The 18338-nt window shown below is 58.4% G+C and carries 11 protein-coding genes and 2 pseudogenes; 3 read left to right on the forward strand and 10 right to left on the reverse strand.

What is annotated here, in order from left to right:
• Nucleotides 1–383: 383 nt before the first annotated feature.
• Nucleotides 384–1667 (forward strand): annotated as a pseudogene (locus BMS17_RS02720) (RHS repeat domain-containing protein); the annotation flags it as partial.
• Nucleotides 1668–1669: 2 nt separating this feature from the next.
• Nucleotides 1670–1927: a hypothetical protein gene (locus tag BMS17_RS02725; protein ID WP_077430370.1), complete on the forward strand. Its 258-nt coding sequence runs from the start codon at nucleotides 1670–1672 to the stop codon at nucleotides 1925–1927.
• A 49-nt stretch (nucleotides 1928–1976) separates the two neighbouring features.
• Here BMS17_RS02725 and BMS17_RS02730 read toward each other — a convergent pair.
• From BMS17_RS02730 to BMS17_RS02755, 6 genes and pseudogenes are all read right to left on the reverse strand, one after another.
• Nucleotides 1977–3170, reverse strand: a pseudogene (locus tag BMS17_RS02730) (IS4 family transposase).
• Between the two features lie 158 nt (nucleotides 3171–3328).
• Nucleotides 3329–4282 (reverse strand): hypothetical protein, encoded by a 954-nt coding sequence (locus BMS17_RS02735; protein ID WP_139348057.1) that lies wholly within the window; start codon nucleotides 4280–4282, stop codon nucleotides 3329–3331.
• Nucleotides 4283–4924: 642 nt separating this feature from the next.
• Nucleotides 4925–5503 (reverse strand): hypothetical protein, encoded by a 579-nt coding sequence (locus BMS17_RS02740; protein WP_046027825.1) that lies wholly within the window; start codon nucleotides 5501–5503, stop codon nucleotides 4925–4927.
• 230 nt (nucleotides 5504–5733) lie between these two features.
• Nucleotides 5734–6801, reverse strand: coding sequence for a lipocalin-like domain-containing protein (locus BMS17_RS02745; RefSeq protein ID WP_046027826.1), 1068 nt, complete (start codon nucleotides 6799–6801; stop codon nucleotides 5734–5736).
• Nucleotides 6791–9262, reverse strand: a complete 2472-nt coding sequence (locus BMS17_RS02750; protein ID WP_077430372.1) for an ABC transporter permease — start codon at nucleotides 9260–9262, stop codon at nucleotides 6791–6793. The genes BMS17_RS02745 and BMS17_RS02750 overlap by 11 nt, the downstream gene beginning before the upstream one ends.
• Nucleotide 9263: 1 nt before the next feature.
• The gene (locus BMS17_RS02755) at nucleotides 9264–9932 is read right to left on the reverse strand and encodes an ABC transporter ATP-binding protein (protein WP_077430373.1); all 669 of its coding nucleotides are present in this window, start codon (nucleotides 9930–9932) and stop codon (nucleotides 9264–9266) included.
• 138 nt (nucleotides 9933–10070) lie between these two features.
• Here BMS17_RS02755 and BMS17_RS02760 point away from each other — a divergent pair, with 138 nt between their 5' ends.
• Nucleotides 10071–12044, forward strand: a complete 1974-nt coding sequence (locus BMS17_RS02760) for an alkyl/aryl-sulfatase (protein WP_077430374.1) — start codon at nucleotides 10071–10073, stop codon at nucleotides 12042–12044.
• Between the two features lie 94 nt (nucleotides 12045–12138).
• Here the strand turns inward: BMS17_RS02760 and BMS17_RS02765 are convergent, their stop codons facing one another.
• The 4 genes from BMS17_RS02765 to BMS17_RS02780 form a co-directional block, all read right to left on the reverse strand.
• Nucleotides 12139–13524: a DUF1254 domain-containing protein gene (locus BMS17_RS02765; protein WP_077430375.1), complete on the reverse strand. Its 1386-nt coding sequence runs from the start codon at nucleotides 13522–13524 to the stop codon at nucleotides 12139–12141.
• A complete protein-coding gene (locus tag BMS17_RS02770) occupies nucleotides 13521–14870 on the reverse strand; it encodes a DUF1254 domain-containing protein (protein WP_077430376.1) in 1350 nt (449 codons plus the stop codon). Before BMS17_RS02770 ends, BMS17_RS02765 begins: the two co-directional genes overlap by 4 nt.
• A gap of 153 nt (nucleotides 14871–15023) precedes the next feature.
• On the reverse strand, nucleotides 15024–16361 hold the full coding sequence (locus tag BMS17_RS02775) for a DUF1329 domain-containing protein (RefSeq protein WP_077430377.1): 1338 nt from the start codon (nucleotides 16359–16361) through the stop codon (nucleotides 15024–15026).
• An 11-nt stretch (nucleotides 16362–16372) separates the two neighbouring features.
• Entirely contained in the window at nucleotides 16373–18199 is a 1827-nt protein-coding gene (locus tag BMS17_RS02780; RefSeq protein ID WP_077430378.1) for a DUF1302 domain-containing protein, read from the reverse strand.
• Nucleotides 18200–18338: the final 139 nt, after the last annotated feature.

Raw genomic sequence — 18338 nt, forward strand, 5'->3', positions numbered from 1 at the left:
CGCGTAAATGGGCCGCGATATATGCAATTTACAAATATAAATTTCTAACGAACGATCCTTTTCGATACTATGACTTTATAAACAATTCAAAAAACTCTCGGTACGCGATCATAATATTTTCAGTACCTATTGAGACACTCGAAACAAGCGACGGCATAGATGACCGCGACATAAATATAGAAAATTTTGAAGAGTTGAATTCAGAAGAAGAAATAAATAGCTTTTTGAAAAACAACCAAGTCAACCCAGAGTTGTTCACAGCTCCATGGCGTTGTGACTATCCACTTTAACTCACCAAAAACAGGCCAGCAAAACAATAAAGCAACAATAAAGGGGACGGATTTATTTTCATCGAAAGAAAATAAATCCGTCCCCTTTTCACTTACGCCTACGACACCAACGGCAACCTCGCCGGGATCGACGACAGCCGCAAAGGCAATCGCAGCTACCACTACGACCCGCTCGACCGCCTGATCAACGTCCGTGGCAGCACCCCGGAAAGCTTCGCCCATGACCCCGCCGGCAACTTGCTGGGCCAAGGCGACCAGCCCACCGCGAACCTGGCCAACGTCAAAGGCAACCGCCTGCTCATGCAAGGCGACCGCCACTACGACTACGACGCCTACGGCAACCTGACTCGCGAACGTCGCGGCACCGGACAGAAACTCGTCACCGAATACCGTTACGACTGCCAGCACCGCTTGATTGGTGCCAGCCTGCCGGGGGGTAGCGTTGCGACCTATAAATACGACGCCTTCGGCCGCCGCATCGAAAAAATCGTCGACGGAAGTACCACCGAATTCCTGTGGCAAGGCGAACGCCTCGTCGCCGAAAGCGCTGACAACCGCTATCGCACTTACGTTTATGAACCGGGTAGTTTCCGTCCGCTGGTGATGCTGGATGGCGAAGGTCCACTGAAGGCGACGCCGTTTTACTATCAGCTCGATCATCTGGGGACGCCGCAAGAGCTCACCGACTACAGCGGCGAGATCATGTGGTCTGCCAAGTACCGCGCTTATGGCAATCTCGCTGCACTCGATGTTGCCGAAATCGACAACCCGTTGCGATTTCAGGGGCAGTACTTCGATGCGGAGACGGGCTTACACTACAACCGGCATCGCTACTACAATCCGGGGACCGGGCGGTATCTGACGCCGGATCCGATCAAGCTTGCGGGTGGGTTGAACAACTACCAGTACGTGCCTAACCCTACGGGGTGGGTGGATCCGTTGGGGTTGAGCAGCGGTTGTCCAGGCAGTTCAGGGAATGGAGCCAATGACCCAACGGCTAATTCAGTCGCAGAGTCATCACCGGTTGCTCCAGCTCCTGCTGAAGAGCTAGATTGGAAAAGCGTAGTACCCGCGAAAGGGAAGTACAAAGGCCAAAGCCGAATAGATCATGTTCAACTTCACAATGTCGATAATCCCGCAAAGCCTCAACATGGGGTTTTCTATGGTGATGGAGTCGATGCGACCAATGAGGCTTGGAGGAAAGCTCAGACAGATGGAATTAAACCGGACGCGACAGGAACATTAAAAGTACCGATGGGAAAAATGGTAGGTCGTTCTGGAGGCGGCGAAGCAGACGCGGGCAAATTATTTTACAATCTTGAAATGAAACTAGTCCCTGGAACTAACAAAATAATCACCTCTTATCCTGCGGAATAAAAATGAAAAAGTATTATTGGTACAAAAACTGCCCAGCCTGCAAGCAAGGAAGGCTGATTATCACTCACGATACTACGAATGAAAGATTATATTTGCACTGCGAAGAGTGCGAGATGGGCTGGTTAAATCCCAGCGACGCTGATAGCAACGAAAATAGCTTCCTAACATTGCTTGTAGAGTTCGAGACGGAAAACCCATCTCTAGAGCTTATCCAGAAAAACAATTGGTCACAGGTAGCAACTCATTCTTTCGAAGAATGACAGAAAAAACATAAACAAAGGGGACGGATTCTGAGAGATCCCCACAAATCTAGTCCAACACATGCGCCTGTTGATGCACCTCGTTTCGCAACGCGCGCTCAAGTCTCTCTAAGGTTTTTCGAGATTTTGAGCCGCTTCCGCTGCGCCAGTATTCCAACCCAAGTCGCCATAGCGACAACACCCTCCGGCGTTTTAGGCTATTGCTTTGAAAGCGATGTTCATGACCTGCTTCGCGAGCCTGTAACCCGGTTAAACAGATAATGTAGTTGGCCAAAGCCGAGACCAGTAACAGCACTTCAATTCGGCGTGGGCAGCAACTTCGATGGTGAGTTATGCCAATGCCAAAGTGCTCGCTTTTTACATCCCGGAAGCCTTCTTCTATCTGCATCCGTTGCTTATAAATCGCCACGATTTTCGATGGATTCCATTGATCCTCCGGCAGATTACTGGCCAGCAACCAAGGCTCTCGTTCACGATTGGCCGATTGCCTGCTGAGTTTGTTTTTGGCGATTGATCCGGTGACGCGCTGGTGTTTTCGCCCCTTGGCTCGGTGCCTGACGCAGTACAAATGAATAAAATGTGGCGCGCTTTGAGTCATCTCGATATGGCCCAGCGACTTCGGTGAAGATGACACCAGAGCGTAGAGATTTTTCACCGGTAGCCAGGTGTTCGAGTCGCTGCGGTAGAGGTCGCGGTTGCGTACCCGAGCTACGTAATACCAGCCTTGCGCCTCGACAGCCTTGATCCAGGGCCGACGAAAACCCGCATCGGCCACAAGAACCGGCACACAGTCTTTAGGGAGCATTTCGGCCAACGTTTGCAGCAATCGCTTTTGATATGTCGGTCATCCTTCGCGCTCGTGAACGCTTTCGTAAATGGGATAGGAACGTCCAGCCAATGGGATGGCTGCGCGCAACAGAGAGAAATCTCCCGCCGCATCAATCGGCGACCAATCGACCAGGATTAACGGGCGTTTCAGCGACCCCAACAAGGCTCGCAACATGACCCAGTAAAATAGCGAGCGCTCCGTTTGGAGGTGACGATTTCCTAACAACCGATCCACTCGTTTAATCGCGTGCTTGGGATAAGCCTTGCCTGACATGAATCGACCAAGTCCTGTCAGAGTTAGACGACGGCCTCGCAGTAATGAACTGACACAACACATCAGCGTTTTCAGACGATGGGAATGGACAGTGGGAAGTGCTTGAGCGAGCGCGCTGTGTAAGAATCGAATAGCCTGCATGGGATCGGGATCTTGTTTTTGTGTGGTGCAATACAAGCTGCCGACCCATGCAGGTCTCTTCAATTCCCAACTTCTTGATTTCTCGTAGGAAAAAGCGGGGATTTCTCAGGGACAGATTTATTTTCACAAAAGATAATAAACCCTCCCCCGTTCTCGCTCTAAACCGCTACCCACCGCCCCACCGCTACCGAACCCGGAATTTTAACCTCCAGACTTCCTAAAAACTGCTCATCAATCGAACGAAGCAAAACTTCCGGCCCCATCAACCCCAACTGAATTGCTTGAACCCCTGAACTGGCAAGCATTAAAGACTTAAACTCCGTTAACGGGCCTTTAACCACCTTGGTCTTAGTTAAATCCTTCTCATGCAACAAATCCGCAGATGCAAAAAACTCAGCCGTATCGAGTCCCAGGGCGGACAACTGGCCGGAGTCCTCCACATCAATTTCCGCATAATGTGTCGCCTGGGCTAAAAATTTTCGCCCGGAAACCTTCCCGTCGATGGCTAACAAAAAGAACGTGAAGGCTGTATTACCCAAGCGGTTCCAGTCGTCTTCATTTGTGTTGCTGGCCTGAGTCCGATGAAGTGTTTTCACCCCTTTGTTAACCAACTCAAAATTCGGTTCAATCGCGTTAAATCTAGGCGGCCCATCGACTGAGGTGGTGTAGTGCCGGAGGGTAAACTTTTTATTCGATGCTTTATCCATTTGTTTTTGATTGGCTTTTTTATCAGAAAAAACCAGCGAGTCGTTTGTTACATCCTTCATGATGGTAAAGGGCAAAACTCTATCTGTTGCATCGTAGCCGGTCTTGTATTTGTCAAAGACCTCTTGAGCAGGAACAGATTTTCTAGCGATTGAAGGGGTCGGTGTCGACTTTTTAAGCGTACAAGCACCCGTGTGATTGGTCTTGCACTGGGGGCAGAGTTTAGGGATTTGAAAGGGAGCTGCTTTTGACGCCGCAGGTTTGGTCGCTGCGATCACCACGCCAGTGGGCATGGTGAAGGGAGGTGATGATGCAGAGGTTGCCCCTTGACCGAGTATTGGGCCTCGCGTTGATTTTTGATGACCGGAAGGATTGTTGGGGGACGCCGGTCGCAAAACGTTAGGCATTGGACTGTTCGATGGCGGATCAGTAGGCATAAATAAACTTACCCCAGACGTTGAGTGGTTATGAACCACGTTACATTTTGAGGCTTTGGTTATAGCAAAGAGGCACACTACAAAAATGTAGGAAATTTCCGAAGGAAATGAGGCCGGGCATATGCAGGCGGGAGCACCGCGTACGGGAATCTGATGGTCATTTGAACCGTGCGCTGGCCCCTTTGACCCATTGGCTCGATACATGCCCGACATCGGCATCAATGCGCCCTCGACGCATTGCACGACACGACGACACCGCAGAGTGACTGCAAAAAAAAACGGGCGATCCAGTGATCGCCCGTTTTTTATGTATTCATTGTCAGCACGTCGCATACGCGCTGCCAAAAAGTGTTCGCCCAGTGCAACAGCCTCGGCATTCCATGCACTGGTAAAGAGCCATGACACTGGACGAACGGGGGAAGTTTAATAGAAGCAGGTGAAGATGTCCGCCTCGCGAACATGAAATTTATAAACACAATGTTTAACAACATGTCGGATGAAATACTATTCAGACGAATGAATAAAACTCACCAACCCGTTCATTAAAACTGATTGTTCTTGTACAAAAAGTTATACAAGAACAATCATTTTTTATAGAGCCAACACTCAATTTTAGTGTGCGCTGGTCACTTTCAGAAGGTCTGTGTAGGTGACAACAACGGTTTGCCCTACTTTCAGGTCCTTGAGTTTCGCTTGAACTTTCGGCTCTACCACTTCAACAGTTTTGGACTGGCCAGCCGGGTTTTCGAAGGTCAATTCATGTTTTGCCAAATCGATTTTGGTGATTTTCAGCTGAACTTGAACCTGACGGTAAGCTTCGCCGGCAGGCATGGAACCGCCCGGTGCCGCGCGGACTTCGCCCGTGCGCTCGGTGGAGCCTGGCAGGCCCTTGTCGACGTCGGTGTCGAGATAAGCCGCAACGGAGCGGGCAACTTCGACTGTGACCTTATCGCCAGCTTTGAGGTTGGCAAGGTTTTTCGCCTTGTCGGTCAGTTGCAGCGTCGTCTCGTTACCTTCTGGCCCTTTAAGGGTGACTTGATGGCTTTTGGCGTCGACCGAGACAACATCAGCGGTGATCGTTGCCGCTTCCACCACGTTAGACAGCGGAATGTCCGCCGCCATGGCGCCAAGGCTGACGGCAGACAGCAAGGTAGCAAGGGTGATGGCTTTGGTCAGTGCGTGGAGTTTCATAGGCGATACATTCCTTGGTAATAAATGACAACAGACCGCTCTGGCTCAGGCGCCGACGCGATCCGTGCCCATGAGCATAGACGCAGTTCAAGGAGTGTTCGAAGTTTCTTCTGCGAGGTATTCACCACCGTCGGTGCTATTGGCGCTTTCCTTGCGCCAGGTCAAGGGAGTGGCACGCAGCGCGTCGTGAACATGCTCGACTTAGCCCGCGATCTACCGAAAGCTGCGACTCAATACCCGGTCATTTCCAGATAGCCTTGCCCCGCGTGGCTGCCACTCAGTTGCACCGGCCCTTCCCAATAGGGAATGCGCAAATCCATCCAGGCGTTTGGATTAAGGGCGTTGAGGGTGAGGTCGAGGTGTTTGCCGGGTATTTTGATCGACCAGCGCACAGGCATCGAACGGCCAGCGACGTTGGCGGTGTCTTGCGGTGTGAGGCGGATGTCGTCGGCGTGCAATGGCTGCGTCTGCCCCTGAGCGTCGATCCAGGTGCCAGTGAGGTACGGCGCGCCTTCCTTGTTGCGCATGCGATAAAGCATCACCTGCTCACCGCTGTCCAGGTGCAGCGAGAACCAGTCCCAACCGGTCTGATTGGCGGTCAGCGGCTGGCTGCTCCATTCGCGGTCGAGCCAGGCCGGGCCGCTGACTTGATAGGTGTTGCCATCGATTTCCAGCGTGCCGCTGGCCTGGAAAAACGGTTGGCTGTAGTAGTACGACGCCTGGCCCTGTTCGGATTTCTGGCTGAAGCCTTTGTCGCCCTGAAGCACCGGCGGACGGCTGGACGTCAGGCGAAGTTGATAGCCAAAATCCTTGTCCCGGGCACTGAGTTGAAGATCCGCTAAAGGATCAGAACGTTGACTGCTGAAACGCCAGTCATCAATCCAGGCATCAAAAGGAGCCACGCTCACACCTGCCTGCCCCACACCGCCACGGGCATAGCGTTCGGCAGCATGATGCACCGTCGCCGACGTCACGGCGGCGTGCCCCAGCCAGATTGTCTGATTACCCCACCCCGCCACCTCGGGCATTGCTTTCAAGGCGCTGCGAAACAGTGTCCATTGCACGCCAAACTCGCGGCCCTGCTCGTCCCTGAGATTGGCGGTGACGTACCACCACTCGATGCGAAAGCCGTCATGTGGCCCATGATCTGCCGGGAAGTTGAACACCCGACCGGGCACCACCGGGGTAAAAGCCGCCGCCTCACCGCCCATACCCGCGAAGCCTTTTTCATCCGGCGCCGGGTTATCGCAGCCGCTCAACAGAAGCACCAGCAACACCACGCCGAGGTTAATCCTCATGAGCAAAGGTCCTCAGCAGGTCCGCCGGTTGCGTGCGATACAGCGCGTACAGCGGCCACGCCGACGCCAGTAATGTCGCCAACAAGGCCAGCCCCATCAACTGCATCAGTTGCAGCGGAAAAACCCGCAACGGCAGGCGCCAACCGAACGCCTGAACGTTGATCACCGCGTCCAGGCACCACGCCAGCGCGATCCCCAGCGGTAACGCCAGCACCAGCGTCAACAGCGCCAGCAACCAGGTTTGCCCGAGGTTGAGCAGCATCAATTGCCGACGCGTCACGCCCAGCGCCCACAACGGCGCCAGTTGCCCGAGACGGCTTTGGCTTTGGGTCAGCAGGCTGATAAACAGCGCCACGCCCGCCACGCAGAGGGTCAGGCTGTTGAGTGCGGCGGTGGCGGCGAAGGTGCGTTCGAACACTTGCGTCGACCAGCCCTTTAGCCGCGCCTGGTCGACGATACGGCTGTCGTCCAGCGCGAAGTGTGCCTGTAACGCGGTGATGAACGGGGGGATCGATTCCGGCTCGATACGCAGATTAAAGCGGTTGGGGGCTTGCTGTGGCCAGCCCCGCAGCAGATGGCTGACATTGACCAGCAGATGGCCCTTGGGATTGCCGTAATCGGCGTAGATTCCGACGATGCGCGGCGACCACGAACCGTTCGGCGTGGGAATCGTCAGGTGATCGCCGAGCCGCACCTTCAGACGTCGGGCCAGTTGTTCGCTGAGCATCAGTGTGTCGTCCCTGGCCAGTTGATCCCATGGGTTATCGCCCAAGGCCTCCAGCAACGGCCAGTGCTGGCGATAGGTCGGATGGTCGATCACGCCAAAAATATCCGCCGGCCAGCCTTGCAACTGGATCGATACTTGCCAGCTAGGCAGTACCGCCGAGACGTTCGGTTGCTGTTTGAGCCACGTGTGCAGTTCGCGAGACTGCGCCGGGTTTTGCGGATTGATGTACAACTCGGCCGTCAGGCGTTGTTCGAGCCAGTTGCTGAAGGTCTGGCGAAAACCGGCGGTCATGCTGCCGGCGCCGATATTCGCCGCGAGTGCCAACAGCAGCGCCATCAACGCCAGGCTCAGGGCCGGTAATTGCTGCCGGCAATCGGCGATAAACCATTGGCCGAGCACTGAATGACTGCGCGGCAATACCAGGTTGAGCGCGGCATTGAGCACCACCGGCAGCGCCAGTGCGGCACCGAGCAACAGCGCCGCCATCAGTACAAAGCCACTGGCCAGGCTGTCGCCCCAGATCAAGGCGCTGAGCGCAATCACGGCCGCCATCGCTGCCACCCAGCCCTGGCGCCGCAACCAACGCGCATGAGCCTGATGCCAGGCTTGAGGATCGGCCAGCGCCAGCAGTGGCAAATGCGCCGCTCGCAGCAGACTGTTCGCGCCGGCCAGCAACGCACCGAGCACACTCAGGCCGACTCCGCTGAGCCACCACCACGGGCTGAGGCTCAACTGCCCCGCCACTTCGGCGCCGTACAAACCGCGCAGGCTGGCGGCGACGTCCGGTAACAGCACACTGGCCAACAGGTAGCCGCTGACCACACCGGCGAGGCCGCCGATCAGCGCCAGAGCGCCGAGCTCAACCACCAGGCACGCGATGAGCATTCGGGCACTGACGCCACAGGCACGCAAGGTCCTGAGCAGTCCCCGGCGTTGTTCCAGCGCCAGGCCGATGGCCGCGTGAACAATGAACAAACCGACCACGAATGACAGAAACCCCAGCGCATCAAGGTTCAGGTGAAAGCTTTCGGTCAAGCGCGCGAGATTGTTCTCCTCGCCACGGGTCTTGAACTGGAGTTGGCCCTTGAATGCCTCAGGTATCGAGGCGCTGAACCCCTTGGGCAACAACAGTCGTGACAGTTGATCCGGCAGACCCAGAATCTGCTGAGCGAAGCCAATATCGACCAGCAAAACACCGGGCGCCATGTCGGTTTCAACGCGCAGCGGCGGCAATGCCACGCCATTCGCGTTCATCGGCCGTTCGCCTTCGTGCAGCCCCAACACCTGCAAGGTCTGCGGTGAGATCCAGGTACTGCCCGGCGCACCGAAAAACTCGACAATCTGCTCAATCGGTAACGCTTGCCCCGCCACCGATGACCCGGGGGGCAGCGACACCGGCTCGATGCCCATCAGTTGCAAGCGCTGGTCTTCATGGCCCTTGAGCGTCACTCGGCCTTGCAGCACCGGCGACACCGGCCAGCCTGAACGGCGCAGTTCGACAAACAGCCCTTGAGAAAACGTTCCACCATCGGGCCCGCTGAGGCTGGCCTGTGGTTCGCCGCCGATCAACTGACTGGCGCGGGCATAGCTTTCCCGCGCCTGGCTGTTCAACGCCTGTACGCCCGTGAGCAAACCGGTGGCCAGCCAGAGCCCGGTCAGTACACTGAAAAATTGCACCGGGTGCTGTCGCCAATGGCTGAGCAGCGCCCGTAGCGTCTCGCGAAAAACCCGCACCTCAGCGTTCGTCCGTGCCAGCCAGACGACCACCGTGCAACACCACTTTTTCCGCCAGCCGCGCAGCCACCCGTGGGCTGTGCGTGACCATTAACAACGTGGTGGGTGTGTTGTCGAGCAATTCCAGCAGCAACTTCAGCACCTCGTCACTGGTGGCTTCATCGAGGCTGCCAGTGGGTTCGTCGGCCAGCAGCAATGCGGGTTTCGACGCCAACGCGCGCCCCAGGGCGACACGCTGCTGTTGCCCGCCGGACAGTTGCTCGGGATAGCGGCGCAGCACATCGTTCAAGCCCAAGCGCTGCACCAGATGCGCCTGCCAGCGCGGATCGTGCCGCCCCGCCAGCCGTGCCTGAAACGCCAGGTTGTCTTCGACGCGCAAGCTGCCGATCAGGTTGAACTGCTGGAACACCAGGCCGATTTCAGTGCGCCGCCAGTTGGCCAGTTGGCCTTCACTCATCTGCTCCAGACGATGTTCACCGCTGCGGATGCTGCCCTGATCGACCTTGTCCAGGCCGGCAATCAAGTGCAGCAAGGTGCTTTTGCCGCTGCCCGATTCACCCATCAGCGCCAGGCTGCCGCCGGGTTTGAGGGTCAGGTCGACGCCTTGCAACACCGGCAACGGACCTTGTGGGGTGGCGTAGCTTTTGTAGACGCCTTGGACCTGAAGCATGGGCAAACCTGTTTGATCAACGTGAAGCAAGGATAGCGGCCCTGCATGTTTTTTGTCCGGTGCCGATTGCTGCCCTTCCCGCCTGCCCACTTACCCTCGGAGGCTGGTCTGACCATAACCATAAAAAACGGAGACACCATGCCTCGTTTCACTTTAAGCCCTCGTGGCCTGTTGGCCTGCCTGATTACTGCTTGCCTGGCGCAATCGGTGGCCGCCGCCGATGAACCGGTCGCCGCCAGCGCACAAACCGCGGCCAACAATGCGGCGGTCCTGCAACAACTGCCCTTTAGCGACCGCACCGATTACGAGTCGGTCAGCAAGGGCTTGATCGCACCTTTCAAGGGCCAGATCAAGGAGGCGGCCGGCAAGGTCATCTGGGATGTACAAGCCTATGACTTCCTGGCCAAGGACAAAAACCCGGACTCGATCAACCCCAGCCTCTGGCGCCTGGCGCAACTCAGTGCCCATGCCGGGCTGTTCGAAGTCAGCCCAAGGTTGTATCAGGTGCGCGGCCTCGACCTGGCCAACATGACCATCATTGAAGGTGACGACGGGCTGATCATCATCGACCCGCTGACCGTCACCGAAACCGCGAAAGCGGCGCTGGAGCTGTACTATCAGAACCGCCCACGCAAACCGGTGGTCGCAGTGATTTATAGCCACACCCACGTCGACCACTTCGGTGGTGTGCGCGGCGTGGTCGATGAGGCCGACGTCAAGGCAGGCAAGGTCAAGGTGTTCGCCCCCGTCGGGTTCATGGAACACGTCATGAGCGAAAACGTGTTCGCCGGCAACGCGATGAGCCGCCGTGCGCAGTATCAGTTCGGCAGCCTGTTGCCCCGTGGCGAGCGTGGCCAGGTCGACGCGGGCCTGGGCAAGAGCTCGCCGAGCGGCGGCACGGTCACCCTGATCCCGCCCACCGACTTGATCGAAAAAGAGCTGGAGACCCGCACCATCGCGGGCCTGGACGTGGAGTTCCAACTGACGCCGGGCACCGAAGCGCCGGCGGAAATGAACCTGTACCTGCCGCAACTGCGGGCCTTGTGCATGGCGGAAAACGCCACGCAGATGATGCACAACATCCTCACCCCGCGTGGCGCACAAGTGCGTGACGCCAAGGCCTGGGCGCAATACCTGGACAGCAGCCTGGCGCGCTACGGTGACAAGAGCGACGTGTTATTCGCCCAGCACAACTGGCCGACCTGGGGTGGCGAGCGGATCCGCACGTTCCTGGCCGATCAGCGTGACATGTATGCCTTCCTCAACGACCGCACCCTGCATCTGTTGAACCAGGGGCTGACACCGCTGGAAGTCGCCGACGCCATCAAGAAATTGCCGGGCACTCTGGACCAGAAGTGGTACACCCGGGGTTACTACGGCTCGTTGAGTTTCAACGTGCGGGCGGTGTATCAACGCTACCTGGGTTTCTACGACGGTAACCCGGCCAATCTCAATCCGTTGCCGCCGGTGGAAACCGCCAAACGCAGTGTCGAGGCCATGGGTGGCCAAGCGGCGGTGCTGGAGAAAATGTACGCGTCGATGGCCAAGGGTGATTACCGCTGGGCCGCGCAATTGGGCAACCAGTTACTGTTCGCCGACCCGGAGAACCCGGACGCCCGCAAGGCTCAGGCCGAGACACTGGAACAGATGGGTTATCAAAGCGAAAACGCCACGTGGCGCAACATGTACCTGACCGGCGCCATGGAACTGCGCAACGGTGTACCAGCGCACGCCGGTAGCTCGGTGTCGGGGGACATGGTGCGAGCGATGAGCCCTGAAATGTTCTTCGATTTCCTGGCCATTCGCCTCGACAGCGACAAAGCCGTGGGCCACGACATGACCCTGAACTGGACGTTCGAAGACCAGAACAAGGACTTCACCCTGACCCTGCGCAATGGCGTACTGACCCACCGCGCCGGGCTCAACCCTCAGGCCGATGCCGGTGTGAGCATGAGCAAGGCAACACTGGAGCAGATCAGCCTCAAGCAACTGGACTTCCCGACGGCGATTCAGAAGGGGTTGATCAAGTTACAGGGGAACGGGAAGAAGATTGCGCAATTGATGGGCAGCCTGGATAGCTTCAGTCCGCAGTTCAATATCGTGACGCCTTAAACCGCGGCGCGCCCTTCGCGGGCAAGCCCGCTCCCACAGTGGAATACATTTCAACCTGTGGGAGCGGGCTTGCCCGCGATGGCGGTCTATCGGTTTACACAGGAACCACTTCAACCGCCGGCATCTTCCATCGCTGTTCGATCACCTGCTGTTGCGGCCCGTATAGCCGCAGCACCAGCGTAAACGCCCCACTCGCCGGCGTCGGCAGCCAGTTGCTCTGGACTTGTGGTGCAGAAGGCTGCATCAGCAGCGTCAACCCGCCGTCCGCATCCGCCAGCAACGAATCGCGGCTGCTCAGGCAGTAACGATCAATCGAGTTGGCGACCAATTGCCGGTCCGGCAGGTCATACAAGGTCAACGACCAGAACTCGCTGGCCGGCGGCAATTGCCCCGGCGCAAAACGCAGTCGATATTGACGCCCGCCCTGTAAGGGTTGCCCCTGATTGTCCTGACGACTGCCGGTGTAGAACGCCTCTTCGACACTGTTGCCGTAGATGCCGACGTGCGCCGCGACCGCGCGGTTGAGGTAATTACCGTGCAGCGCTTCGCGGGTGCCAAACAGGCCCAGCGTAGTGCGCACCTGGCTCACCGCGGTTTGCAGTTGCGCCTGGGCATTGGCGATTCCGGCGATTAACGCCTGACGGGTTTCCACCGATACCCCATCAACATCGAACGCCTGGCCCGGCACGATGCCGATGCGGGCGAAACGGGCACGTAATGCCCGCTCGGGCGGTTGAGTCGGGCACAGCGTGAGGATCTGATTCAACACGGCAATGAAAGAGGGCCCCAATCCGCTTTTACTGTCCCACGCCGGCCAGTCAATTGCGGGCGCCGCGATCGGTGCAGCGCTGGCGGTGTATTCATGCAGGGCACGCAAACGGTATTGCTGCTGCAACGCGCGCACGGCCGGCAAGTCTTCGGCGTTTTTCAGGCCGGTGCGCCCCAGCACCATGACGATCTCGGTCTCGCTGCGCAGCACGGCTTTGATTCCGGGTGGCGTCGGCCCTTGCCAGTCAGGCCCGGCGATCAGGTAATCCCCCGCCTCGCGACCGGTGCTGAGCACGCCGACGTAAGCAAAATTGTGCGTGTATTGGTCCACCAACTGGTGCACGTAATAGCGATCCTTATCGACCGCCGGCACACTCAGCACCTGCGGTTCGCTGCGCAAATCGAGCCAGGCCCAGGAGTACGGCGTGTCGTTGTTCGGGGTGACAATTTCGCGGTTCTTCGGGGTGTACAACTCGCTGTAGTGACGGAAGCGATTGAAGCCGCCGACGTATTCCGGCGCGGCGGGATTGAGCAGCTGTTTTTCCAGGGTCTGGTAATGCATAAGCATCGGGTAGGCGTAGATCCACGCCTCCTGCGCGATGGCTCGAAGGTCATCGGATTCTGCGGCCAACAACCAGCGTGGAAACACCAGACTGCCGCCCAGCACACCCATGCTGCCCAGCATGCGGCGGCGACTGAACATCATATTCATGGCTCAACCCTCGCAATCGTCGGCAGCTGATAACTGCCATCCAGCGCACCGGCCTTGGGCAGGTACAAACGCAACAACACATTGAACGGCCCCTCGGGGGTCGGCAGCCAGTTGCCCTGCTGTGCGGCGGTCGGCGCATCGGGTTGCAGCATCAAGGTCAAGCCACCGTCGGCGTCATAGTGCAAATCAGGGCTGCGATCACCCAGGGCGTAACGCTGGATCGAATTGGCGGCGAGCAACTGGGTCTTGCCGTCGTAGAGGGTCAACGACCAGAAGGCATTCACGGGCGGCAATTGCCCCGCGGGGAAATGCAGGCGATAGGTTTTACGCCCATCCAGCGTCTGGCCCTGCGCATCGTGCAAGGCCATCGGGTAGACCGCTTCCACCGGATCATTGGCGTAGATATAGCGCCAGGCAACCGCCGCACGGGTCAGGTCGTCGTCGCCAAACTTGCCGACATTGGTCGGTGAGCGAAACCAGCCTTGTTGCTCCACCGACACCTGGCTCGACGCCGCCCGGACTTGCTCGCGCCCGGCCTCGGCACCCTGGGCAATCGCTTCGCTCAGCGCTGCCGGCGGTTCGAACGCGGCACCCGGCTTCACCCCAATGGCCGCGAAGCGTTCAAGTTTCGAACGCTCGGTTGGCGTCCATTCATGCAGCGGCGCCAAGGTATTGAAGGTGGCGAACAATGCCTGGGCCGGGCCTTGTTTGGTGTCTTGATAGGCGGGCAATCGCAACGGAGCCAACGCTGCCGGTGCTACCCCGCCGGTCACCTTGGACAACGGCGCCAAGGCGTAGCCCGTCAGCACGTTCGCTGCGTCTTGCAGGTCCGCCTCACCCTTGACCTCGGTGCGCCCGAGCAGGAACACCAGGCGACTCGGCGAGCGAATCACACCCCTGAAACCGCTCGGTGTTTCACCGTGCCAATCCGGCCCGGCAATCAGGTAACGCCCGGCTGTGTTGCCGGTGGCGCGGGTGCCGATGTAATCGAGGTTGTCGGTGCGCATGTCGACCAGCTGGAAACTGTAGTAGCGCCCTTCCACGGCCGGAACGTCCAGCACCATGGGCTCGCCACGCAGGTCGAGCACAGCGCGTGAATAGAACGTGTCGTTGTTGGGCGACACCACTTTGTTGTCTTGCGGGCCCAGCAATCGCGGCTCGCTGTAGAGCCGGTTGAATGGCAATTTGGCGGCGATGGCGCTGAGCACTTTGTCATGTTCGACGGTGGCGTAGGCGAAGACGTAAGCCTCTTGCGCCAGCGCCTTCGCCTGCGGCTGATCGAGGGTTGTCGCATGAGCGCTGCCCAGGCTTGCGCCCAGGGCCAGAGCGGATATCCAGTAGCGCACGGTTGATCTCCTGGTGGATGCAAACACTGAAATCCTGTGGGAGCGGGCTTGCCCGCGATGGCGGAGTGTCAGTCAACATAGCTGCTGAATCTGAAGGCCTCATCGTGGGCAAGCCCACTCCCACAAGGACTTGCGGTGTGTGTGAGATACGATTTACTTCGCCCAGCGCCGCAGGTCCGACGGTGTGTAGTCATCGGTCGTGGCCGCGAAGCCGACGCGCATTGGTTCAGTCTCTTCGTTGGCCAGACCACCGGCGTAGTAGCGCCCGGAGATCAGGTCGTAGGACGTTTCCAGCACGTTGTAGGTAAAGCCGTGGTCGTACTGCTGAATCGCGTGCAGCTCGCCGCTGCGCCACAGTTCGCCGCGACTGTCGTACTGGTCCGACTGAGCGATCTGCCAGCTGTCTTCGTCGACATAGAATCTTCGCTTGGCATAGATGTGCCGGGCACTGGGCTTGAGCGTGGCTTCCACCACCCACACCCGGTGTTTCTCGTAACGCGCCAGGTCCTGGTTGACGTGGTTGGGCTTGATCACTTCGTCGTACTTGAGGCTGTGGCTGCCGATTTTGTAGCTGTTGTACGGGATGAACAGCTCTTGTTTGCCGATCAGCTTCCAGTCAAAACGATCCGGCGCACCGTTGTAGCCGTCGATATTGTCGGCGGTGATCAGGCCGTTGCTGTAACGGGCGCTGTTGTCATAGGCGATCATCGGCGCACGGCGAACCCGGCGTTGACCCGGCAGGTATTGCCACGCGGAACGTGGCTCGGCCACCTGGTCGACCGGCTCGTGCACCAGCACCGCTTCGCCGGACAGACGCGCCGGCTCCAGCACCCGGCTCTTGAACATGAACAGGATGTTGGCGCCCGACTCCAACCCGCCGACGGTGTCGGCGAAGTTGATCAGCGACTGGTTGCGCACGTAACTGGTGGCGCCGTTTTCACGCACCAGCGCCGAGCTGCTGATGCGCTCGTAACTGCCGCCGCGATAACGGGTCATGTGGTTCCACATCACCTCCAGGCCTTCGGTAGGCAGCGGAAACGGAATGCCGTGCACATAGCCATGCAAGCCATTGCCGCCATCGGCCATGCTGGTTGTGGCGACGTTGTCGCGGCTCTGCGCCAACACCTCCTTGGGCAGGTTGGCGCTGCGATGACTCGGGTAGATGTTCATTTTGTAGCTGTCGGGAAAACGCTTGAACATCGCGATCTGCCCCGGGCTGAGAAACTTCTGATACTGCGCGACGTTTTTCGCGTCGATGGTGAACAACGGCTTCTCCGACGCATACGGATCGCTGTAGCCGCCCTTGCTGTCGACACTGCCGGCGTTGCTCGCCAGGCCGCCGGTCCAGGCCGGAATACTGCCGTCGGCATTGCCAGCCATTTCCGACCCCATGGGGGTCAGGGTTTTGCCCAGCGCGGCGGAATCAGTGCCTTTGGCCTGAGCCAGGCCGACGGTGCAGGCCAGCGCCAGCACGCACAATTGCATACGCATAACGGTTCTCCTTAGAAGTCTGCCTTGAAGCTGACGGATGCGAAATCGCGGTCGTCGAGGGTGCTGTAATCGTTGGAACCAAAGAAGGCGTTGTAGGCCAGTTCGACGCTGTAATCGTTCATGTAGACGCCGGTCAGGCTCACGCCCAACGCTTGCTGGCCTTCCTGGAACGGCCCTTGCGGATCGTAGGAATAACCGGAGATGTCTTGTCGCCAGTTGACCGCCGGAATCAGGTTGACGCCGGGCAGCACGTCGCTGTATTCGAGGCTGGCGCGCAGGCGATAACCCCACGACCACTCGGTGGCAAACCCTTTGTCGGTGCAGTACTGGTTGGTGACGCCCGAAGCCACGGTGTTGCACAGCGTGCCGTTGCGCGGCGCACTGCGGCCAAACGCAGAGTTGCGGCCCAGACGTTCGTCACCCAGGTCGTCGATGTGCACCACACCAGCCTCACCGAACAGGCTCAGGCGCGTAGCGCCCAGCACGTTGTCGATGGCCTGGGTGGCCGAGCCGGTCATCTGCCAGACGCCTTTGCGCACCCAACCGTCGTAGCGACTGCCATTGGTCGTGCTGAAGCCCGGTGGCAGGTCAACCCACGAACTGCCGCCCGGTCCGGAGATCACCGCAACGTTGATGTCCGGTGCGTTGATCGCCAGTGGCATGTTCGGCCGATAGCTCAATTCACCGGCCAGGGAAATACCGGTGTAGGGCTCGACGCCGTTGAGGCTGATGCCGTACAGGTGAATGTTTTCCGGAAACGCCGCCGCATAACTCGGCGCCTGGACACCGCCGGGGAACGTGCCGGGCAGGCTGGTGTTCTTCGCATTGAGGGTGAAATACGGCAGGCGCGAGTGATAGTTGATGTAGTAGATCGCCGCTTCGGCATCGTTCAGCGAATGGATGATGTTGCGCAAGGCGAAGCCGAACTGACCGTTGTCGGACGGTGATTCATTACCTCGGGCTGTGGCGTACAACCCCGCGGCCTGCATTTGTTGATCGGTCTGCACCTGACTCAAATACAACGGCCCGCAACCAGGCTGGATGGCATCGCTGCTGGCGAAGAACGTGCCGCAACCGTCGAGTACGCTGGGCCGCCAGTTGTACTGGTAGAAACCTTCGAGGTTGAGGCTGTCCGTCAGGCCGAAGCTGAAGGAGACCATCTCCACCGGTAACTGGCCTTCCTTGATTTCCACACCGGGGCGGTTGAACGCCGAGATGTCCAGTGGGTTAATCACGTTGATGCCGTTCTGGATCAGCAACGCCTCGCCCCACGACAACACCTGGTTGCCAACCTTGACGTTCAACGGGTGGTCGGCCACCTGGAAATCTTTCCAGACGTAGGCGTCGAGTGTCTTGAAACCCTGGAACTTCGACAGGTCATCCCAGCCCGAATCGTCGAAATCCTTGAAGCGGCCATTGCCGGTTTCGTAGGCGTGGTCGTACCAGTACTTGAAGCGAACGAACGCCCCCTGGCCCTGGCCATCGAGACTGAAATCGGTGAGGCCCTTGAATATCTGCGAGATGGGGTCGCCCTTCTCGAAGTTCAGCCGGTTGTCGTCGGCGCTGACGCTGGTGCCGTTGGCGCGCACGCCTTGGGCTTGCAGCGCGTTGGCGCGGGTCATCAGGCTTTTGTCGGGGTTTTGTGTCGACCAACTGCTGCCCAGGGTCAGGGTGGTTTTGGTCGACAGGCTCCAGTCCTCGTTGATCTCGTAACTGGTGGCCTGGGCCGGCCCGGTCAAGACAGCGAGGATCGCCAGCGCAAGCGGTTGCGGGCGGGTGTGGCCAAGCCTGTGAAGTCGCGGTCGGACTCCGGCTGTGGCCGAGCTTTTTCTTATCATTATTAGGCTCCGGTCAGATTTACTCAGCCCGGACACGGTGCCCAACAATCAGTGCCGACACGCAAGCGATGGCCGACAAAAAGTAATCATCACCGCCACTTCGACCTGTAGCAGCTGACGAGCAGCGCGAGGCTGCGTC

Origin of the sequence: Pseudomonas sp. C9, from assembly GCF_002000165.1 — a bacterium.
Taxonomy (GTDB): domain Bacteria; phylum Pseudomonadota; class Gammaproteobacteria; order Pseudomonadales; family Pseudomonadaceae; genus Aquipseudomonas.